This is a genomic window from Streptomyces sp. NPDC043854 (genome assembly GCF_056436005.1).
Genome location: NZ_JBWKDK010000023.1, coordinates 1 through 20,529 on the forward strand (window position 1 = coordinate 1; position 20,529 = coordinate 20,529).

Here is a 20,529-nt window from a genome sequence, read left to right on the forward strand (position 1 = left end):
GGCTGCAGCAGCACGGGCGGCAAACGCGCCGAGGAGCGGGCGAAGGCCGCCGCGGGGGGGGGGGGGGGGGGGGGGGCGCCCCCCCCCCCCCCCCCCCCCCCCCCCCCCGCACCCGGCATCGCGGATCAGTAGCGGGAGAATCCGTCCTCGGAGAGCGAGTGCTTCTCGTCGCCACGCAGCGCCGGGCTGAAGACGGAGACGAGGAGCAGGTCCTCGTCGTCGGAGGCGATCAGGTGGTGGGCGTCGTTCTTGTCCAGGGCGTAGATGGTCCCGGGGGTGATCTTGTGGCGGGTACCGTCCGTGGCGACGACCTCGCCCGAGCCGCCTATGCAGTAGCAGGCCTCCAGGTGGCCGAGGTACTGCAGCCCGCTCGAGGTGCCCTGGCGGACCAGCGTCTCGCAGACGGTGAAGCCCATACCGTCGGCCTCGGTGAGCAGGCGGTGGCTGGTGCCGCTGCCCCACTCGACCGCGGGGACGTCGGAAAGGGAACGGACGATCATGGCGTGTACTCCTGTCATCGCTGTGTTCTGGGCGTGTGCGGGTGGTGCGGGTTGTGCTGTGTGTGGGGGGAGAGAGAACGGCCTGTCAGACTCTGGTCGCAGCGGCCTGGCTGACGAAGCCCCGGATGTCCGCGAGCGTGCGGTAGACATCCGGCTCCAGCGGGATGTCGTCGACGGGGATGCTGTACGTCTCGGAGATCCAGGAGATGAGGCGGACCAGACCGAGGCTGTTCACGACGGTGCTCTCGATGAGGTCGAAGTCATCGGTCAGGTCCTCGGTGTCCTCACCGGCCAGGAAGTCCTGGACGATGTAGTCGCGGATCGGATCGTTGGTGCCGGTGCTCATCAAGAGCCTCCGTTCAGTTGGGTGTTCTTGATCGAATTGCGGTCCGGTTTGCCGGTCGGGGTCTTCGGCAGCGGAGCGCCGCCCAGCCCCACCGAGCTGGGCACGGCGTGCCGCGGCAGGTGCTTCGCCGCGTACGCCCGCAGGGCCAGCGAGCTCAGGGAGGTGCCGTCCCGGCGCACCACTTCGGCGTGCAGCCGATTGCCGGCCTCGGGGCAGGGCAGCGCGACGACGGCGGCCTCGACGACGTCCGGATGTGCCTCGAGGACGGTCTCGACCTCCAGGGCGTTGGTCCGCACACCGCGCACCTTGACCTGGAAGTCGGTACGCCCCTGCAGGAAGAAGCTGCCGCCGGCGTCGCGGTGGACCAGGTCGCCGGTTCGGTAGAACATGGCGTCGCCGCCGCGCGGGTCCGGGATGAAGGCGTGCGCGTTGCGGGCCTGCTCCAGATAGCCGCGGGTCTGGAAGGGGGTGTGCACCAGCAGTTCGCCGGTGCCGGGACCCCGCAGGACCTCGGTGCCGTCGGCCCCCTCGATCAGCAGCACGGTGTCCGTGCCGTCGATCGGGGTGCCGATGGGCAGCGGATGCACGTACGCGGCCGGGTCGATGTCGTGGATGAAGCTGTCATTGGTCTCCGTACAGCCGAAGACGTTGTGGAAGCGGGCGGCCGGACAGGCGGCGAAGGCGTCCTGCAGTCCCTGCTCGGAAACGGCCTCCCCGGTGAACACGACCGTACGGACCGCCGGGTAGCGGGCGTCGTCCGCGGCCAGGAGCCGGTGCAGCAGCGGCACCCCCTGGACCAGGGTCACCTCGTTGCTCTGCGTGAGGTCACGCAGGTAGCCGGCGTCCCCGCTGGCTCCGGCGTCGGCCAGTACGACGGTGCCGCCGACCTCCAGCACCGCCCAGACGTCGAGGAGCGCCAGGTCGAAGTTGAGCGGCGAGAAGCTCAGCGACCTGGTGCCGCCGTCGAGCCCGAACTTCCTTGTGGCCCAGGCGCCGAAGCGGTCGAAGGCCTCGATGCCGATCGGGACGAGTTTGGGTACGCCGGTGGATCCGGAGGTGGTGAGGGTCAGCAGCGACTCCTCGGGGTCGGGGGCGCTGAAGCCTTCCGACAGCGCGGGGTCGGCCTCCTCCCGTGACAGGGTCACGCCGCCGCCGGGGACCGCGGCGGCGGACAGCGGGCCGTGGGCCTGGGCGGTGAGTGTGGACAGGGCGGCGGCGCCCAGGCTGGGCGACGGGACCAGGGTGTTGATCCCCTGCCGCCATGCCGCCAGCAGCAGCGCGATGGTCTCCGGTGACTTGTGGGCCGGGACGCACAGGGCGCGTACGGGGCCGAAGTCGGCGCTGTCGAGGTCCGCGGCGGCGCGGCGGGTCAGCCGCTCGAGGTCCGCGTAGGTGACCTGTCGGCCGGCGAAGACGAGCGCCGTGCTGTCGGGCTGTTCCTGCACGTGCCGGCTGATTGCCCTTAACAGGCGAGGCGAAGGCAACGGTCCCCCCTCGTGGAGATTGGCGTGTTCTTGGCTACGAGAGAGAATCTACGGGTACGTATTTGCATGGTCAAGCATATAAATATCGAGCGGGATGTGATCCAGGTCACTGGCTCGTGTGCCGGAAAGAAGCTCGAACATGCAAAAGACGGCGGGGGCCGGGTTATCCCGGGCGCCTCCCGCCGTCTGTCGTGATCGCGTCAGGCGCTGCGCAGCGCCTGCACCGCGCGAGCGAACCGGTCGTCGGCGCTCGCGGTGTTGAGGGCCGAGCTGAGGACGTCGGCGTACGTGGTACGGGCGTCCTGGTAGCGCTTGCGGCCCTCGTCCGTGATGACGGCGAAGACGCCGCGCTTGTCGTCGGCGCAGTTGTCCTTGTAGACGTAGCCGGCGCCGCCCAGTCGCCCCACCAGGCGGGTCACCGAGCTCTGACCCAGACCGATGCGGTCTGCGAGCTCCTGCATGCGGCATTCGCCCGCCTCGGCCTGGGTGAGGACCTCCAGGGCCCGGTACTCGGACAGGCCGACTCCGTGGCGTCGCTGCAGGGTGTGCGCGAGCTGGCGCTCCACGAAGGCGTGCAGGCCGAGGACGGCCTCCCACATGGCATGATCGGAGGCTGCGCGCGGCTGCTGGTGGCTCGTCATGGAACGGCTCCCTTCTGACTGCTCTCCAGCACAAGATACATGCCCATGCAACAATCTGGGGAGTGTCAGGAGCCGCAAAGGGCGACCCGTACCGCGATAAAATTGTAGAGTCAAGCAATCGGTCGGCGTTCCATGTCCTCCAGGGTGCTGCACGCGTAGGCGGCCGAGACGAGGGTCATGTGCCGGTGCCAGCCGGGGAAGGACCGGCCCTCGAAATCGAGGAGGCCGAAGTCCTCCCCCATGCGGTGGATCGCGGCCTGCGCTCCCCGGGGCGAACGGGCCAGCTCCAGCAGTTCGGCCGGGTGGCGGTCGGTGATGTTCGTCAGCCAGATCCGGCCCGGGCGCCCGCCGCTCGCGTCCCACTCGGCCAGCAGCCGGCCCGCCGCGCGACCGGGCTCGCCGTCCGGGCGCAGCCCGCGCATCGGCGTGTCGTACGAGACGACCTGCGGGCCCGCCCCCGCCGGGTGCCGTACGCCCCGGCGCAGCAGCAGGCCGCGGACCGACTCCTTTTCGCCTGGAGGCAGTTCCGGGTCGGCGAGGGTGGTCTGGCCCGGGATGGCGAGGACGAAGGAGTGCCCGCTGCCGTGCAGCCTCCGCGCCAGCGGCACGACGTCGCACAGGGCCGTCAGGTCGGCCACCACCGGCGCCGTCCGCCCGTTCGACCATGACGTCACCTCCTGGACCAGGCGCAGGGCGTGGGCCCACAGCGGCTCGGCCTCCTCCGTCTCGGGGATCTTCACCCGATCGCGCACCGCCTCGTCGCGGGTGAACCGGGGAGGCAGGAAGAGCCTCCAGTCGACCGGTACGTGGGCCCGCCCGACATCCAGGAACAGGCCGAATCCCAGCTGGCAGTTGACGGTGCGCCCGGACTCCGGCAGGAAGCGCTGGTGCACGCCGACCGAGTGGCTGCCGCGCTTGGGCAGCACCGCCGGCGCCAGCGTCCAGGCCCGTACCGGCAGCGACTGAGCCGCCCAGCGGGCCAGCTCGCCGCGCGCCCGGGCCCACTCCCAGGGGCTGGCGTTGACGAACTGGTGGAGTGACGTCGACGCCGCCTCCGATCCGGTCACGACGGCCGCCATGCGGCGCACGGTCTTCTTCCCCTGAGTCCGCATCAGCCCCTGCAGGTACACATGCCCCCAACGCTGCTGGTCGGAGCGGTGCAAATGGCCGAACAGGCGCCGGGGCAGGTCGCCCGGCGGTCGGCCGGCCGCCACGTCGGGCATCTCGTGCGTCGTCGTCACTGCAGGTCCCTCCCAGGTGAGCCGTCTCCGTCAAGATTAGCAAACGTAGAGAACGTTCGTTATATTTTCTCGGCAGAATACGACTACTTGCCAAGGTCTAAGGAGAAGGCGCATGCAGGAACGGGCCTCCAAGACGCGCCAAGCCCTGTTGGAAGCAGCCGCCGACGAGTTCGCCGAGCGCGGCTACGAAGGCGCCTCCCTCCAAGGGGTCGTCTTGCGGGCGGCGACCTCGATCGGCTCTCTGACCTTCCACTTCGGGACCAAGAGGGTCCTGGCCGAGGATGTGCGCAGGGCCGGGCGCGCCCGCTTCGGGCGCTGCCTGGAGGACCTCGCGGATGCCGCGGACCCGTTGCGGCAGCTGCGCACCCTGATCGGCTGTCTGGCCCGGCTGGCGCACGAGGACCCGTTCGTACGCGCTGCGCGTCGCCTGGAAGCCGACCGCCCCGAGGGCGTACCGCCGCTGGCCGAGGCCTGGCTTCCCGTACTCCGACGCCTGCTCGACCGCGCCGATGGCGCGCACCGGCTCCGTCCCGGCGTGTCCCCCGAGGACGCCGTGGCCCTGCTGGCGCACCTCGCGGAGGGCGCCATGGCCACCCACGACGCGCCCCGGGACGCGGTCTGGGACATCGTCCTCCACGGCCTCGTCGCCGATCGGACGGGCCGGGCAGCCGCGATGTGGTGGGGGGGGGGGGGGGGGGGGGAGAGGGGGGGGGGGAGGGGGGCGGGGGGGGGGGGGTTTTGTGTTCGGGGGGTTCGGTCGCGCTTCGCCACCCCCCCCCCCCCCCCCCCCCCCCCCCCCCCCCCCCCCCCCCCCGCCCCCCCCCCCCCCCCCCCCCCCCCCCCCCCCCCCCCCCCCCCCCCCCCCCCCCCCCCCCCCCCCCCCCCCCCCACGCCGGCCGTGGCCTGCGGTGTCAGACGGTCCGCAGCGCCCTCGCCACCTCGTCCAGAACCCCCGCGCCGGGGACCGCTGTCAGCCGGTTGCAGACCCAGGCGGCCCCGGCCCTGACCTGTGGCCAGGCCTGATAGGCGACTCCGCCGGGACCCTGGTGACCGAAGGCGCCGGAGCGGACGGCCGGGTGGAGGCCCTCGTCGAGGAGCTGGAGGCCGCCCTCGCCGTACGCGCTGATCCCGCCGAGCAGCGGATCCAGGCCCTCGGCCCAGAAGCTCCGCGCCTGGTCGAGCGTGCGCCGCGACAACAGCAGCGGCTCCTCACCCGGGGCCCGTACGGCGTCCGCGGCCAGGACACCCTGGAACCGGGCAAGACCGCGGGCCGACGCGTACGCCCCCAACGAGGGGATGACCGCGTGGCGCCGCCGGGTCTCGCTCCACATCCCGGCGTCCGCGGGGAACGGGGACGGGTTGTTCCACACCCGCCCGATGAGCTCCGCTTCGCCGTCGCCCGCCCCGTCGGCCGGCGCCGGGAAACGGGCGCGGAAGCCCGCGTCGTACGAGATCCGCGCGGCCTGCGGCAGTTGATCGGGGACGAGGCCGAAATGGACGTCGAGGCCCAGCGGGCCCGCGATCTCCTCCAGGAAGAAGAGGTCGAGATCGCGGCCGTCGACCCGGCGTACCACCTCGGCGGCGACCCACCCGGCGGTCCACGGCCCGTGCAGCACGCCGCCGGCCCGGGGGTCGTCCTCCAGGCTGTGCATTTCGAGCAACGTGGCCATCATGCGCGGGTTCTCGACGTCCCGCTGGTCGAGGCCCACCGCCATGCCCGGCAGGCGGGCGGTGAACGTCAGCACGTCCCGCAGCGTCACCGCGCCCTTGCCGCGCACCGCGAACTCCGGCCAGTAGTCGGCGATGGGCCGGTCCAGTTCGAGCGCGCCCATGTCGGCGAGCAGCAGGACCGCCGTGGCCAGGATCGCGTGGGAGCCCATCAGCACGGGCTGGAGGGTGTCGCCGGTCCACGGCGTCCGGGTGACCGGGTCGGCGGTGCCGTGCCACAGGTCGACGACCAGTTCACCGTCCCGTACGACCGCCAGCGCGGCTCCCTGGGAACCGGGCGGACCCGCGTCCTGGCAGGCCCGTTCGAAGAGGTGGCGCACGGAGGCGAACCCGGGCGCTGTCGTTCCGTGGACGCCGGTCGTCGTCGCCCCCGGCCGCAGGAGGACCTGCTGTACCAGAGAGGTCGTCATGTGAAGCACTCCAGAAGAGGTGGGCAGTGGGGGACAGCGGCGTGAGCTGAGTGGGGCTCATACCTGCTCATACCTCTGGGGCACCCGCCGGGTAGGGGAGGAACTCCAGGTCGGTCAGGTCCTGCTCGGTCAGGTGCAGCCGGTCGCCGCCGAGGTTCTCCGCGAGGTGGTCCGGCGCCCTCGTGCCGGGCAGCGGTACCACGTGCTCGCCGAGCCGGAGCAGCCACGCCAGGGCGACCTGCGCGGGGGTGACCTCGTGCCGGGCGGCCACGTGGGCGACGGCCTGCGTGAGCGCGAAATTGTGGCGGATGGCGCGCGGGGCGAAGCGGGGCTGGGTACGCCGCCAGTCGCCCGGAGGCAGATCGTCGGACCGGGACAGCGCACCGGCCAGCAGGCCGCGGCCGAGCGGGGCGCCGGCCAGCAGCGCGATCCGGCGCTCCACCGCGTACGGCACGACGTCGTCGAGACCGCAGCGCGTGAACAGCGACACCTCGGCGGCGATCGCCGCCGCCTCGTGCACGGCTTCGGCGGCCCGGGCCTCCTGCACGGTGACGACGGGCAGCCCCAGCATGCGGATCTTTCCCGCCCAGACCTGCTCGGCCAGCGCGCCCCAGCTCTCCTCCAGCGGTACGCCGGGATCGACGCGGCGCAGCAGGTAGAGGTCGATGTGGTCCACGTGCAGCCGGCGCAGGCTCTCGTCGACCGCGGTCCTCAGCTCCCGCGGACCGCCCGCGGGCCGCAGCACGCCGTCCGCGTCGCCGAGCAGGCCGCCGCCGGTACACAGCACCACTTCGTCCCGGCGCCCGCGGATGGCCTCACCGATCAGCCTTTCGTTGTCCCCGGCCGCGTAGGCGCCCGCCGTCTCAACGAGGTTGACTCCGAGGTCCATCGCCTTCTGGACCAGCGATACCGCCGTGCCCTTGTCCTTCAGGGCGGGGGCGTAGCGGTACGAAAGGCCCATCGCCCCCAGTCCCAGCCGGCCGACGACCGGCCCGTCCCTACCCAGTGTTGTGGTCCGCATCCTGTGAGAGCTCCTTTCTCCACGGAGGAAAGCGACCACCTCATGGCATCAGCTCAGGATGCCGAAGCACAGCGTCCCGGTCCTACTTGCCGATCTCGGACGACTTCGGCATGTTCACCGTGCTCCGCTCGGCACCGGCTCGCACGATCGGGCACCTCCACAGCGGCTCGGCCGCGTCCCCGACGCGTCCGGGAAGCGCGCCCCCGGGTGCGTCGACGCCCCCACGCGTCTTCACCCGATGGCCACCCGGGGGACAGCCGCCGGTCCGCAATTGCGGTGGGGATCGCGGGCCGGGCGTGATGTGATGGGGGCATGATCGAAGCGATCGAAGAGTTCCTGGCCCGTGACCTGTCCGCCGTCGAGGAGGCCGTCCGCAAGGCGGCCGCCGCCGAGATCATGCCGAGGTTCCGGCAGCTCGCCGAGCACGAGGTGGACGAGAAGAGCGGTCCGCACGATCTGGTGACCGTCGCCGACCGCAAGGCCGAGGAGTACCTCACGGCCTCCCTCACCCGGCTGCTGCCCGGCTCGGCCGTCGTCGGCGAGGAGGCCGTGCACGCCGACCCGACCGTGTACGGGGCGCTGCGCGGCGACGCCCCGGTCTGGATCGTGGACCCCGTCGACGGCACCCGGCAGTTCGTCTCCGGCGACCCCCACTTCTGCACCTTGGTCGCGCTCGCCCACCACGGGGAGATCCTCGCCTCCTGGACCTTCGCCCCGGCCCTGGACGAGATGGCCACCGCCGTGCGCGGGCAGGGCGCGTACCTGGGGGAGGAACGCCTGCACTGCGGCTCCCCGGACCCGGGCGCGGACCTGCGCGTGGCCGTGGCGCACCCGCTGTACACCACCGACGGCGACAAGCGGATCCTGTCCCGCCTGGACGTGCCGGGCGTCGCCCCCCGCCCCTGCGGCTCGGCCGGGCTGGAGTACCTGAAGGTGGCCCGCGGCGAGGTGGACGGCCTCGCCTTCACCTGGCCCTCGGCCTGGGACCACGCGGCCGGGCTGCTGCTCGTCGCCGAGGCCGGCGGGGCGCAGGGCACCGTCGCCGGGGTCCCCTTCCGGGTCGACCGGGACAACGAGCTGCCCTTCGCGGTGGGCCGCGACGAAACCACGGCCGTACGGATCCGCGAGCTGCTGCGCGGCGCCTGACCGGCGTCCCGATCTGACGAACCCGGGGGCCGCCGCGGCCGTACCCCGAGCCCGCGGAGGCGGTCCGAATATCCTGGGGGCGGTGGCGCCACCGGACGAAGGAGTCGCAAAGTGCCGTCGATTCTCGATGCGGTCGTGGTGGGGGCGGGGCCCAACGGGCTGACGGCCGCCGTCGAACTGGCCCGGCGCGGCTTCTCGGTGGCCGTCTTCGAAGCCGCGGAGGCCGTCGGCGGCGGGGCCCGGACCGAGGAGCTCACCCTCCCCGGATTCCGGCACGACCCCTGCTCGGCGGTCCACCCGCTGGGCGTCGGCTCCCCGGCGTTCGCCGCGATGCCGCTGAAGCGGTACGGGCTGGAATGGGTGCACGCCCCGCTGCCGATGGCGCACCCCTTCGACGACGGCACGGCCGCCGTGCTCTCCCGCTCCGTCGCCGAGACCGCCGCCTCCCTCGGGCCGCGCGACGCCGGGGCGTACCGGCGGCTGGTCGCGCCGTTCCTCGGCAGATGGGACACCCTGGCCCGGGACTTCATGTCCCTGCCCGCCACCGCCCTGCCCCGCGACCCGGTCACCCTGGCCCGCTTCGGGCTGGCCGGACTGCCGCCCTCCACCTGGCTGTTGCGGCGGTTCCGGGACGAGCGGGCCAAGGCCCTGTTCGCAGGGCTCGTCGCCCATGTCATCGCACCGCTGGACGGCATCGCCACCGGCGCCGTCGGCCTCGTCTTCGCCCTCGCCGCGCACGCGGGCGGCTGGCCCATGGCGCGCGGCGGCTCCCAGTCGGTCTCCGACGCCCTCGCCGGGTACCTCGCCGACCTGGGCGGCAGCATCCACACGGACTTCGAGGTCAAGCGCCTCGACGACCTCCCCCCGGCCCGCGCGTACGTCTTCGACACCTCGCCGACCGCGCTGGCCCGCATCGCCCGCCTGGGGCGCGCGTACGACGGCTACCGGTACGGCGCCTCCGTCTTCAAGATCGACTACGCGCTGTCCGGGCCCGTGCCGTGGACCGCCGAGGCCCCGCGCCGGGCCGGCACCGTCCAGATCGGGCCGCGGGCCCGCGACATCGACGCCGCCCTCCAGCTCGCCTCCGGTGGGCGGGCCCCCCGCGCCCCGTTCCTGATCACCGCTCAGCCCAGCCTCGCCGACCCGGGCCGGGCACCCGAGGGCAAGCACGTCTTCTGGGCGTACGGGCACGTCCCCGCGGGCTGGGACGGCGACCTCACCGACGCCGTCGAACGCCAACTCGAGCGTTTCGCACCGGGCTTCCGCGACCTGGTGCTCGCCCGGGCCACCGCCGGCCCGCCGCAGCTCGCCGCCCGCAACCCCAACTACGTCGGCGGGGACATCGCCTGCGGCGCGGCATCCGGGCTCCAACTGCTGCTGCGCCCGAAACTGTCCCTGTCCCCGTACACCACCCCCCACCCCGCCGTCTTCCTCTGCTCCTCCGCCACCCCGCCCGGCCCCGGCGTGCACGGCATGTCCGGCCACAACGCGGCCAAGGCGGTCTGGCGGCACCTGCGAAAGGCCTCCTGATGGTCCGCATCACCCTCGTCCAGGGCGACATCACCGCCGAGCAGGCGGACGCGCTGGTCAACGCCGCGAACTCCTCGCTGCTGGGCGGCGGGGGAGTGGACGGAGCCATCCACCGGCGCGGCGGCCCGGAGATCCTGGAGGCCTGCCGGGCCCTGCGCGCCTCCCGCTACGGCAAGGGCCTCCCGACGGGCCGGGCCGTCGCCACGACCGCGGGCCGCCTCCACGCCCAGTGGGTGATCCACACCGTGGGCCCGGTCTGGTCGGGCACGGAGGACCGCAGCGCCCTGCTCGCCTCCTGCTACCGCGAGTCGCTGCGCGTCGCGGACGAGCTGGGCGCCCGTACGGTCGCCTTCCCGGCCATCTCCACCGGCATCTACGGCTGGCCGATGGACGACGGCGCCCGCATCGCGGTGGAAACCGTCCGCGCGGCCGCCACCTCGGTGGAAGAGGTCCGCTTCGTCCTCTTCGACGCCCCGGCCTACGCCGCGTTCGAGGCCGCCCTGGCCTGACCGGCCCCGGTCGCGCACCCTGCCCGGTGGGCGCGGCAAGCCCTCCGGGGCCGGCGTTCAGGTGTCGCCTTCGGGCGGTCACCGCGGCGGTGCCGCCTCAGGGTGCCGCCGCCGGGGACGCGCCGTCGCCGTCGTCCGGTTCGGCGTGCTCAGCCGGTGGCGGGGATCAGGTGGCGGAGAGCAGGATCTCCGTCGACTTGATCAGCGCGACGACGGGGGAGCCGGCTGCCAGGCCGAGCGCCTCCACCGCCTCGTTGGTGATCACGGCGGTCAGGCCGCCGCCCTCCACGTCCACGGTGACGGCGGCCATGGCGCCGCCGACGGCGATGCCCGTGACGGTGCCGGCGAGCTGGTTGCGGATGGAGATGCCGTCCACATGACTGGTGGCCAGGGCCACCTCGGTGGCTTTGACCAGCGCGTTCACGGAGGCCCCGGGGGCGATGCCGAGGTCCTTGACGGCCCCCGCGGTGATGGCGGCCGTGATGTTCTGGCCGCCGTCCAGTCGGACCTTCACCGTAGCCATCGCCTCGTCCGCGGTGACGGCGGTGACGGTGCCGGGGATCCGGTTGCGGATGCTCAGGCTCATGAGTGCCCGTCCTCGTGGTGTGCTCGGGTGCTGGGCCGGTCCGGCAGGACCGATCAAGATCGACCGTAGTCGGCGTCCGGCGGGCCCCGGCTCGGCCCCTCGCAACGGCCCGCCGGAATCACCCGCCCGGCTCGGAAGCCGGTTCACGGTCCGCGGGATCCGCGGGATCCGCACGCCCCGCGCGCCCGGCCCCGCCCCGGCCCGCCCCGCGACGCCCCGGCCCGTTCACGCCCGCCCGCTATCGTCTGCCGCGGTCGGGGCCCGGACGGGGCCCCGCGGCGAGGGGAGCAGGGCATGGCGGAGCCGGTGGCCGGGGCCGGGGGACCGGACGAGCTGCGGCGGCGGCTGGGGGTCACCGACGCGGTGGTCATCGGCCTGGGGTCGATGATCGGCGCGGGGATCTTCGCCGCCCTGGCCCCCGCCGCCCGCGCGGCGGGTTCCGGGCTGTTGATCGGCCTGGCCCTGGCGGCCGTGGTCGCGTTCTGCAACGCCACCTCCTCCGCCCGCCTCGCCGCCCGCTACCCGGCATCCGGCGGCACCTACGTGTACGGCCGTGAGCGGCTCGGGGAGTTCTGGGGGTACCTCGCCGGGTGGGCCTTCGTGGTCGGCAAGACCGCGTCCTGCGCGGCGATGGCCCTCACCGTCGGCTCGTACCTGTGGCCCGGCCAGGCGCACGCGGTCGCCGTCGCGGCCGTGGTGGCGCTGACCGCGGTGAACTACGCCGGGGTGCAGAAGTCGGCGCTGCTGACCCGGGTCATCGTGGCGGTCGTCCTGGCGGTGCTCGCCGCGGTCGCCGTAGCCGCCCTCACCTCCGGGGCGGCGGACGCGGCCCGGCTCGCCATCGGCACCGGCACGGGTCCCGGCGGCGTGCTCCAGGCCGCGGGCCTGCTGTTCTTCGCGTTCGCCGGGTACGCGCGCATCGCCACCCTCGGCGAGGAGGTCCGCGACCCGGCACGCACGATCCCGCGGGCCGTCCCGATCGCGCTCGGCATCACCCTCGCCGTGTACGCCCTGGTCGCGCTCGCGGTCCTGGCGGTGCTCGGCGCGCAGGGGCTGGCGGACTCCGCCGCCCCGCTGTCGGACGCGGCCCGCGCCGCGGGCGCCGACCGGCTGGTGCCGGTCGTCCGGGCCGGGGCGGCGGTGGCCGCGCTCGGCTCGCTGCTGGCACTGATCCTGGGCGTCTCCCGCACCACCCTGGCCATGGCCCGGGACCGGCACCTGCCGCACGCCCTGGCCGCCGTCCACCCGAGGTTCAAGGTCCCCCACCGGGCCGAGCTCCTCGTCGGCGGTGTCGTCGCGGTCCTGGCGGCGACGGCTGACCTGCGCGGCGCCATCGGCTTCTCCTCCTTCGGGGTGCTCGCGTACTACGCCGTCGCCAACGCCTCCGCATGGACCCTCACCCGGGACGAGGGCCGGCCGCCCCGGATCGTCCCCGTCCTCGGACTGGCCGGCTGCCTGGTCCTGGCCTTCGCCCTGCCGGCCTCCTCGGTGGCCTCCGGGGCCGCGGTGCTCGCCGCCGGAGCCGCCGCCTACGGAATCCGGGAGGCCGTGGGACGCCGCCGGGCGTAGCCCCCGCCAGGCCGGGGGCCATGCGTCATTACCGGCCAACTCCCCTCCGCGCAAGGGGTGGTGAGTGTGTGTCGGGGGTGTGTGGTGGTGCGCAGGATCTCGACATGGTCACAGGTCCCCCGGGTTTCCGAAATGGATCTTAGGGCTGCCTTACCTAAGTTGTATGGTGGCGTTCGAGAATCCGGGACGGGGAGGGAAGCGGTGGCATTAGGCGACGTCCGGCTGGTGGCGGAGAGACTCGACGTCGGGCATGCGGGCCGCCCGGTACTGGGGCAGGTGGACCTCGCGCTCCGCTCGGGCGCGATCACGGTCCTGGTCGGCCCCAACGGCTGTGGGAAATCCACGCTGTTGCGCACGGTGGCCGGACTGCTGCCCCCCATCGGCGGCGAGGTGCGCATCGACGGCGCACCGCTGCGCTCCTTCGGCCGCCGGACGCTGTCCCAGCGCCTGGCGTTCCTTCCGCAGACCTCGCAGGCCCCCGCCGGGGTCACCGTACGCGAGCTCGTCCGCCACGGCCGCTACGCCCATCGCGGCGCCCTCTCCCGGCACACGGGCGAGGACACCGAGGCGATCGACTGGGCCCTCGACGTCACCGACGCCGCCCCCCTCGTCGACCGGCGGCTCGACGAACTCTCGGGCGGCGAGCGCCAGCGCGCCTGGCTGGCCATGGTGCTGGCGCAGCGGGCCGGCGTGCTGCTGCTGGACGAGCCCACCACTTACCTCGACATGCGCCACCAGTTCGAAGTGCTCGACGTCGTACGCCGGCTGGCCCGCGAGCACGCCATCGCCTGCGGCGTGGTGCTGCACGACCTGATGCAGGCCGCGGCCTACGCCGACGAGGTCGTGGTCGTCGCCGACGGCGGGATCACGGCAGCGGGCGATCCCGCCGCCGTGCTGACCCCCGAGGTCATCGACCGTGCCTTCGGCCTGCGCGTGAGCGTCGTCCGCGACCCGGCCACCGGGTACCTCGCCTGCTTCCCGCAGCGGCCGCCCGCCGAGGCCGTGCCCTCCACGGAGGCCGTGTCCTCCGGCGAGGCCGTGTCCTCGGCCTCCTCCGCCGAGGCCGTGTCCTCCGCCGAGGCCGTGCCGCCCGCCGTCTGAGACCGCCGCCGGGCCGGCGCGCACGCCACCCCTTCCGACCGCACCACCCCGTTCCTTCACTGAGGAGAGATTCGCCATGCAGAGGATGTCGCGCGCCTTGACGACGGCGGGGGCCGCCCTGGCACTGATGCTGGCCGCGGCCGCCTGCGGGTCCGGAACGGTCGGCGAGACCGCGGACCCCAAGAAGAGCGGGGACGCGCCCGCGGGCGCCGCCATCGTCCTCGACACCGCCCAGGGCAAGGTCACCCTGGACAAGCCCGCCACCAAGGTGGTGACGCTGGAATGGACGTACACCGAGGAGCTGGTCGCCCTCGGGGTCACCCCGGTGGGGAATGCCGACAACAAGGGCTACGGCACCTGGATCACCGCGAAGGGGGCCGCCCTGCCCCAGAACGTCACCGACGTCGGCACCCGCAATGAGCCGAGCCTGGAGAAGATCCGGGCGCTCCAGCCGGACCTCATCGTGATCGACAACGACCGCTCCAAGGCGAACCTGAAGCAGCTCCAGGAGATCGCCCCGGTGGTGTCGTTCACGTACACCACCAAGCCGCAGCTCCAGACGATGAAGAAGAACTTCGCCGAGCTGGCCAAGGCCGTCGGAAAGCAGGACAAGGCGGCCGAGGTCACCGGGCAGATCGACGCCCGGGCCGCCGACCTCAAGGCCCGCCTCGACAAGGCGGGCAAGGGCGGCCTGAAGTACGCCGTCGGGCAGGGCTTCACCGCCAACGGCACCGCCACCGTCCGCATGCTCACCGACGACGCCATCGCCCCGCAGGTGCTGAACCTCGCCGGCCTGAAGAACGGCTGGAAGGGCGAGCCCGACGCCTGGGGCATGACCACGGTCGGCGTCGAGGGCCTGACCAAGGTGGAGGGCGACTCCACCTTCCTCTACGTCGCCGCCGACAAGGACAACCCGTTCACCGGGGCCCTCGCCGCCAACGCCGTGTGGAAGGGCCTCGACTTCGTCAAGAACGACAAGGCCGTCCCGCTCGACCCCGGCACCTGGCTCTTCGGCGGCCCGCTCTCCGCGCTGCACATCCTCGACGAGACCGGCAAGGCCCTGAAGGTCTGATGGCCCCGGACACCCTGACGGCAGCCGCCGGCCCCCGGCCGGCGGCGCGCCGGCCCGCCGGGGGCCGCTCGCGCGCCCTGCTCACGGGCGGCGCCCTGGCGCTGGTCCTGTGCCTGGTCGCCCTGGTCCACCTCGGGCAGGGCGCGTCCGGTGTGGGGCTCGCCGACATCGCGGACCTGGTCCTGGGCCGCGGCGACCCGCGGACCGCCGACATCCTGCTCGGCAGCCGGCTGCCGCGCACCCTGACCGGGCTGGTCGTCGGCGTGGCGCTGGGCGTCTCCGGCGTCCTCGTCCAGGGCGCGACCCGCAACCCGCTCGCGGCGCCCGACACGCTCGGCGTCAACGCCGGCGCCTACCTCGCCGTCGTGCTGGTGGCGTTCACCGGCCTGAGCCTCGGGCCGCTGCCCGCCGGGGGCGCCGCGTTCCTCGGCGGGCTCCTCGCCGTGGCCGTGGTCCAGCTGCTCACCGGCGGGGGCGTGATGACCCCCGGGCGGGTGCTCCTCGCCGGGGCGACCGTCGCCCTCGCCGGCACGGCGGCCGCGGAGTTCCTCCAGATGCTCGACGTGCAGGCGACGCGGGGACTGTTCTTCTGGGGCAACGGCACCCTCATGCAGTCCGGGCTGGAACGGCCGCTCACCCTCGGCGCCCTGGTCCTCGCCGGCGCCCTGTGCGCCCCGTTCCTGGCCCGCCCGCTGGACCTGCTCGCCCTCGGCGACGAGACGGCCCAGGCGATGGGCGTCCGCGTGGAGCGGATCCGGCCCGCGGCCTTCCTCGTCGCCGTGCTGCTCTCCGCCGGCGCGGTCTCACTGGCCGGGCCGATCGGCTTCGTCGGGCTCATCGCCCCCGTCGCCGTACGGCAGCTGGGCATGCGCAAGCACGCCGAGCTCATCCCGACCGCGGCCCTGCTGGCCGCCGCCCTGGTCCTCGCGGCGGACGCGGCCGCCCAGCTGATCGCGCCCCCGTCCGCCACGCAGCCCGCGGAGATCCCGGTCGGGGTGGTCACGGCGCTCCTCGGCGGCCCGGTCTTCATGGCCCTGGCGCGCCGGATCAGCACCGGTGACGCGGACACCGGGGCGGCCGTCGCCGTCTCCGACCGGCGGCGCGCCCCCGGCTTCGCGGCCGTGCTCGGCGGGGGGCTGATCGCGCTGGCCGCGGCCGTCGTGGTGTCCCTGCGCCTGGGCGACGTGGAGATCGGCTGGGGCCAGCTCGGCGCGCTGCTCTCCGGGTCCGCCGAGCAGATCACCGAAGCGGTGGTCGGCTACCGGCTGCCGCGCATCCTGGTGGCCGCCGTGGCCGGCGCCTGCCTGGCCGTGGCCGGTGCGGCGGTGCAGGCCGTCGTACGCAACCCGCTGGCCGAGCCGGGACTCGTCGGCGTCACCGCGGGATCCTCCCTCGGTGCGGTCACCGTCATCCTGGCCGTCCCGTCCGCGCCGCTGGCCGCGCTGCCGGCCGCCGCGGCCGCCGGGGGCCTGCTGATGCTGGTCGTCGTCGTCCTCGTCGCTCGGGGGAGTACCGGCGGGGGGCGCCCCGGACTGGACCCGACCCGGGTGGTGCTGGTCGGCCTCGGGGCGGCCGCCACCGCGATGGCCCTGGTCAACATCCTGGTCGTGGGCGCGCAGATGAACATCTCGGCCGCCCTCGGCTGGCTCGCCGGCAGCACCTACGGCCGTGACCTCTCGGCGCTGGGCTGGCTGGCCCTGCCCGCGCTGGTTGCGGTGCTGCTGGTGGTCGCGGCGCGGCCGGTGGACCTGCTCGCGCTGGGGGAGGAGCTGCCGCGCTCCCTCGGCCTGGAACTGGGCCGCGCCCGGCTGCTCGTCCTCGGCGCGGGCGCCGTGCTGGCCGCGGGCACCGCCGCCGCCGTCGGCGCGGTCGGCTTCGTCGGGCTGGTCGCCCCGCACCTGGCGCGCCGCCTGGTCGGCAGCCACACCGCGCGGATGGTGCCCATGGCCGCGGTGCTGGGCGCGCTGCTGGTGGTCTGCTCGGACGCGCTGGGGCGCTGGCTGCTCGCGCCGACCGAGATCCCGGTGGGCGTGGTGACCGCGCTGGTGGGCGCCCCGTACCTGGTGTGGCTGCTGCGCCGGACTCAGGAGGTCTGAGCCGTACGGACCCGGGCGGGCTTCCCGGCCGGGCCGGCGGCGGCCCCGGGCGCGCCGTCCCGGAGCGTACGGGCGGCGAGGACGCCGACCAGGCAGACGGCGGCGGAGGCCAGGCAGACGGCCGTGTAGGCGCCCGAGAAGGCGGACCGGGCGAGCGGCCGGAGCGCGGGGTCGAGGAGTTCGAGGCGCCCGGTGCCGACCGCGTCCCGCGCCGCGCCCCCCGCCGCGCCGCCGAGCCCGGCGTCGAGGCGGGCGGCGAACAGGGCGCCGAAGGCCGCGACGCCGGTCGCGGTGCCGAGCGGGTAGCAGGCGTTGGTGAGCCCGGAGGCCAGGCCCGCCCGGTCCTCGGGCACAGCGCCCACGGCGACGCCCATCAACGGCGGGAAGATGACGGCCCCCCCGACGCCGAGCAGCACCAGCCCGGCCGCGGTGGCGGGCCCGGCCGCCCCGTCCTGGCCGGCGGTCCCGGCGGCGCCGGACGCGGCGGCGGCCAGCGCCAGCAGGCCCAGCCCCTGGAGCCCGAAGCCGCCCGCCACGAGGGCGTGCGGGGTGAACGACCGCTGGAGCCGGGCCACGAACAGGCCGGCCAGCAGCAGGCTGCCGGTCAGCGGGAGGAGGTACAGCCCGACCTGAAGGGGGGAGTACGCATGGCTGCTCTGGAGCCACAGGGTGGTGAAGGCCAGTACGCCCAGGCTGGACATCCGAGCGAGGAACCCGAGCGCGGCGGCGCCGGAGAGCGCGCGGATGCGCAACAGGGCCAGGTCGATCAGGCCGTCCCCGCGGCGCTGGGCGGCCACCAGGGCGGCGGTGAGCGCGATCCCGGCGGCCGCCGGCAGCAGGACGCGGGGCGAGGTCCAGCCGGCTTCCGGCCCGGCGGTCAGGGGATAGTGCAGGGCGAGGAGGGCGCCCACGGCGAGCAGCGCGCCCAGGGGGTCGAGTCGGCGCCGGGCGGCCCCCGCGGCGGGCGGTGCCTGTGCCCCGGGCATGCGGGCCAGCGCCCCGGCCACGGCCAGGACCCCGATCGGCACGTTCACCAGGAAGATCCAGCGCCAGCCGAGCCCGCTGACGAAGAGGCCGCCGACCACGGGTCCGAGGGCGCCGGCCGCCGAGGCGACGGCGGCGAACGCGGCGATGGCGGCCTGCCGGCGGGCGCCCTCGTAGGCGGCCGCGAGCAGGGCGAGGCTCGGTGCGAACACCAGGGAGCCGCCCAGCCCCTGGGCGGCGCGCGCCGCGACGAGCGTGCCCGCGTCCGGCGCGAGACCGCATACGGCCGATGCCACCGTGAACAGCGTCATTCCGGCCACGAACACGGTCTTGCGCCCGATGCGGTCGGAGAGCGCGCCCGCGGTGAGCAGCAGCGCTCCGAAGGCGAGGGAGTAGGCGGAAACGGTCCACTGCACGCGGGCGAGGCCGACATCCAGGGATCCGGCGATGTCGGCGAGCGCGACGTTCACCACGGTGACGTCCAGCGTCATCATGACGCCGCCGGTGCTGACCAGAGCGAACGTCCATCGCGGAGAGCCACTGCGGGAAGGCGCCACTGATTCACCCCGAGCGCATAGAGCTGAAACGGGCATGCGGATTGGTAAGCCTAACCTAAGTTCATTCATGAGGGAATGTCAGTTGCCGCCATATGGCCGAAAGTTGCGATTGTAAATTAGGTAAGCCTTCCCTAATCTTGCCTCGCCTGGACGGATTGCCTCCGGGTGCCACGAGACGGATACAGGAGCCGCCCCGATGCCCCTGCCCCCCGACCACCCCGTGCCGGACCTGCCGGACGTATCCCCCGCCGCCTGGCGGGAAGCCAACCGCCGCCTCCTCGCCAAGGCCCTCGGCGAATGGTGCTTCGAGGACATGCTCAAGGCGGTCGAAACCGGCGACGGCTACCGCGTCGACCTCGCGAGCGGCACGACCTACGCCTTCCGCGCCGAACCCGGCGCCTACGGCTGGCTGCGCGTCGACCCGGACTCGGTCACCCGCACCGCCACCGGCATGCTCGGCAACTCCATCGCCCAACCCGCCTGGGACGTCCAGCAGTTCCTCATCGAGGCCGCCACGACGATCGACAGCGACCCGTCGACGGTCGCCACCTACCTCACCGAGCTCTCCGCCACCCTCGCCGTCGACGCCGCCCGCCTCACGCACGGCGGCGAGACCGCGGCCGAGCTGCGCGCCCTCGGCCACACCGAGCTGGAGTGCCGGATGACCGGCCACAACCTGCTCGTCGCCAACAAGGGCCGGATCGGCTTCTCCGCCACCGACGTACGCCGCTACGCACCCGAGTCCGCGCAGCCGCTCAAGCTCCAGTGGGTGGCCGTGCACCGCGGCCTCGCCGAGTTCCGCGGCACCTCCGAGCTGTCCGAACGCGAGATCCTCGCGCGGGAGCTGGACGAGGAGACGCAAGGACGGTTCACCGCCGTCCTGGAACGGGCCGGAGTCGACCCCGAGGCCTACGTGCGGCTGCCCGTGCACCCCTGGCAGTGGGACCACGCCGTCCAGGTCCTGCACGCCGCCGACGTGGCGCAGCGCCGCATCGTCCCGCTCGGCGAGAGCCCCGACGCGTACCTCCCGGGCCAGTCGATCCGGACGATGGCCAACGTCACCGCCCCCGACCGGTACGACGTCAAACTCCCCCTGAAGATCCTCAACACCCTGGTCTGGCGCGGCATCCCGCCGCACTGCACGGCCGGGGCGCCCGTCGTCACGCAGTGGCTGCGCGGACTGGTCGAGCGCGACCCGTTCCTGACGGAGGAATGCCGGACCGTCTTCCTCGGCGAGGTCGCCTCGGTGACCGTCCACCACCCCTACCTCTCCCGGCTCGACGGGGCTCCCTACCAGTACCTGGAGACCCTCGGCTGCATCTGGCGCGAATCGGTGTCGGCGCGCAAGGACCCCGACGAGCGGGTCCGTACCTTCGCCTCGCTGCTGCACACCGACCACACCGGCCGCGCGTTCGCCGCCGAACTCGTCCGCGCCTCGGGCCTGGACCCGCAGGACTGGCTGCGCCGCCTGTTCGACACCCTGCTCGTGCCGATCCTCCACGTCCTCTACCGCTACGGGATCACCTTCAACCCGCACGGCCAGAACACCCTGATCGGCTACGACGACAACGACGTGCCGGCCCGCCTGTACCTGAAGGACTTCGTCGACGACGTGTGCGTGTCCTTCACCGACGTGCCCGAGCGCGGCCCGGAGCCCGACGGCCAAGAGCACGTCCTGCCGCGCAAGCACCCGTCGGTCATCCGCCAGCACGTCGTCGACCAGGTCTTCGTGGGCCATTTCCGCTACCTCGCACCGCTCTGCGCCGACCAGCTCGGCGTACCGGAGCGGACCTTCTGGCGACTCGTCCGGCAGACCATCCTCGACTTCCACAAGCGCTTCCCCGAACTGTCCGACCGGTTCGCCGAGTACGACCTGCTCACCCCCGAGATCCCGCGGTACGGGCTGAACCGCGACCGGATCGTGGTCACCCGCTACGGCGACCGGGCCCTGCGCCACGCGCTGTACCCGAACGGCACCCATCCCAGCCCGCTTGCTGCCGACTGAGGA

Annotated in this window: 17 protein-coding genes and 1 pseudogene; 9 read left to right on the forward strand and 9 right to left on the reverse strand. The window is 73.9% G+C overall.

The features are described 5' to 3' along the window. Nucleotides 1-125 precede the first annotated feature (125 nt). From AC068A_RS21310 to AC068A_RS21330, 5 genes are all read right to left on the reverse strand, one after another. Nucleotides 126-500: an ectoine synthase gene (locus AC068A_RS21310; RefSeq protein ID WP_360630046.1), complete on the reverse strand. Its 375-nt coding sequence runs from the start codon at nucleotides 498-500 to the stop codon at nucleotides 126-128. A gap of 85 nt (nucleotides 501-585) precedes the next feature. Beyond that, nucleotides 586-846 carry an acyl carrier protein gene (locus AC068A_RS21315; RefSeq protein WP_478587074.1) on the reverse strand — a complete coding sequence of 87 codons (261 nt, stop codon included), beginning with the start codon at nucleotides 844-846 and terminating at the stop codon, nucleotides 586-588. Continuing rightward, the gene (locus AC068A_RS21320) at nucleotides 846-2,291 is read right to left on the reverse strand and encodes an AMP-binding protein (RefSeq protein ID WP_478587076.1); all 1,446 of its coding nucleotides are present in this window, start codon (nucleotides 2,289-2,291) and stop codon (nucleotides 846-848) included. Before AC068A_RS21320 ends, AC068A_RS21315 begins: the two co-directional genes overlap by 1 nt. Nucleotides 2,292-2,530: 239 nt before the next feature. Further along, the gene (locus AC068A_RS21325) at nucleotides 2,531-2,971 is read right to left on the reverse strand and encodes a MarR family winged helix-turn-helix transcriptional regulator (RefSeq protein WP_360630055.1); all 441 of its coding nucleotides are present in this window, start codon (nucleotides 2,969-2,971) and stop codon (nucleotides 2,531-2,533) included. 110 nt (nucleotides 2,972-3,081) lie between these two features. Then, nucleotides 3,082-4,212: an IS701 family transposase gene (locus tag AC068A_RS21330; protein WP_478587079.1), complete on the reverse strand. Its 1,131-nt coding sequence runs from the start codon at nucleotides 4,210-4,212 to the stop codon at nucleotides 3,082-3,084. A gap of 112 nt (nucleotides 4,213-4,324) precedes the next feature. Between AC068A_RS21330 and AC068A_RS21335 the strand changes: the two genes are divergently transcribed. Then, complete coding sequence (locus AC068A_RS21335; RefSeq protein WP_478587249.1) at nucleotides 4,325-5,218, forward strand: TetR family transcriptional regulator; 894 nt, start codon at nucleotides 4,325-4,327, stop codon at nucleotides 5,216-5,218. On the opposite strand, the gene AC068A_RS21340 is transcribed toward AC068A_RS21335, so the two are convergent. Next, nucleotides 5,124-6,350 (reverse strand): serine hydrolase domain-containing protein, encoded by a 1,227-nt coding sequence (locus AC068A_RS21340; protein ID WP_478587081.1) that lies wholly within the window; start codon nucleotides 6,348-6,350, stop codon nucleotides 5,124-5,126. The genes AC068A_RS21335 and AC068A_RS21340 overlap by 95 nt on opposite strands. A 67-nt stretch (nucleotides 6,351-6,417) precedes the next feature. Beyond that, nucleotides 6,418-7,371, reverse strand: coding sequence for an aldo/keto reductase (locus tag AC068A_RS21345; RefSeq protein ID WP_478587083.1), 954 nt, complete (start codon nucleotides 7,369-7,371; stop codon nucleotides 6,418-6,420). 312 nt (nucleotides 7,372-7,683) lie between these two features. Between AC068A_RS21345 and AC068A_RS21350 the strand changes: the two genes are divergently transcribed. From AC068A_RS21350 to AC068A_RS21360, 3 genes are all read left to right on the forward strand, one after another. Further along, the gene (locus AC068A_RS21350) at nucleotides 7,684-8,517 is read left to right on the forward strand and encodes an inositol monophosphatase family protein (RefSeq protein WP_478587085.1); all 834 of its coding nucleotides are present in this window, start codon (nucleotides 7,684-7,686) and stop codon (nucleotides 8,515-8,517) included. A 111-nt stretch (nucleotides 8,518-8,628) separates the two neighbouring features. Further along, a complete protein-coding gene (locus AC068A_RS21355; RefSeq protein ID WP_478587086.1) occupies nucleotides 8,629-10,047 on the forward strand; it encodes a phytoene desaturase family protein in 1,419 nt (472 codons plus the stop codon). Beyond that, nucleotides 10,047-10,556, forward strand: coding sequence for an O-acetyl-ADP-ribose deacetylase (locus AC068A_RS21360; RefSeq protein ID WP_478587088.1), 510 nt, complete (start codon nucleotides 10,047-10,049; stop codon nucleotides 10,554-10,556). The genes AC068A_RS21355 and AC068A_RS21360 overlap by 1 nt, the downstream gene beginning before the upstream one ends. 166 nt (nucleotides 10,557-10,722) lie before the next feature. Here the strand turns inward: AC068A_RS21360 and AC068A_RS21365 are convergent, their stop codons facing one another. Next, nucleotides 10,723-11,142 carry a TOBE domain-containing protein gene (locus AC068A_RS21365; protein WP_478587090.1) on the reverse strand — a complete coding sequence of 140 codons (420 nt, stop codon included), beginning with the start codon at nucleotides 11,140-11,142 and terminating at the stop codon, nucleotides 10,723-10,725. Between the two features lie 294 nt (nucleotides 11,143-11,436). On the opposite strand from AC068A_RS21365, the gene AC068A_RS21370 reads away from it, so the two are divergent. The 4 genes and pseudogenes from AC068A_RS21370 to AC068A_RS21385 all read left to right on the forward strand — a co-directional run bounded on the left by AC068A_RS21370 (nucleotide 11,437) and on the right by AC068A_RS21385 (nucleotide 16,980). After that, the gene (locus AC068A_RS21370; protein WP_478587092.1) at nucleotides 11,437-12,711 is read left to right on the forward strand and encodes an APC family permease; all 1,275 of its coding nucleotides are present in this window, start codon (nucleotides 11,437-11,439) and stop codon (nucleotides 12,709-12,711) included. 132 nt (nucleotides 12,712-12,843) lie between these two features. Beyond that, a pseudogene (locus AC068A_RS21375) lies at nucleotides 12,844-13,443 on the forward strand (ABC transporter ATP-binding protein); the annotation flags it as partial. Between the two features lie 445 nt (nucleotides 13,444-13,888). After that, complete coding sequence (locus AC068A_RS21380; RefSeq protein ID WP_478587094.1) at nucleotides 13,889-14,884, forward strand: ABC transporter substrate-binding protein; 996 nt, start codon at nucleotides 13,889-13,891, stop codon at nucleotides 14,882-14,884. Next, nucleotides 14,884-16,980, forward strand: coding sequence for an iron ABC transporter permease (locus AC068A_RS21385; protein WP_478587096.1), 2,097 nt, complete (start codon nucleotides 14,884-14,886; stop codon nucleotides 16,978-16,980). Before AC068A_RS21380 ends, AC068A_RS21385 begins: the two co-directional genes overlap by 1 nt. Here AC068A_RS21385 and AC068A_RS21390 read toward each other — a convergent pair. Beyond that, nucleotides 16,968-18,458, reverse strand: a complete 1,491-nt coding sequence (locus AC068A_RS21390; protein ID WP_478587098.1) for an MFS transporter — start codon at nucleotides 18,456-18,458, stop codon at nucleotides 16,968-16,970. The two genes, AC068A_RS21385 and AC068A_RS21390, sit on opposite strands and share 13 nt — an antisense overlap. Before the next feature lie 259 nt (nucleotides 18,459-18,717). Between AC068A_RS21390 and AC068A_RS21395 the strand changes: the two genes are divergently transcribed. Beyond that, nucleotides 18,718-20,526, forward strand: coding sequence for an IucA/IucC family protein (locus AC068A_RS21395; RefSeq protein ID WP_478587100.1), 1,809 nt, complete (start codon nucleotides 18,718-18,720; stop codon nucleotides 20,524-20,526). The last annotated feature ends 3 nt before the right edge of the window (nucleotides 20,527-20,529 follow it).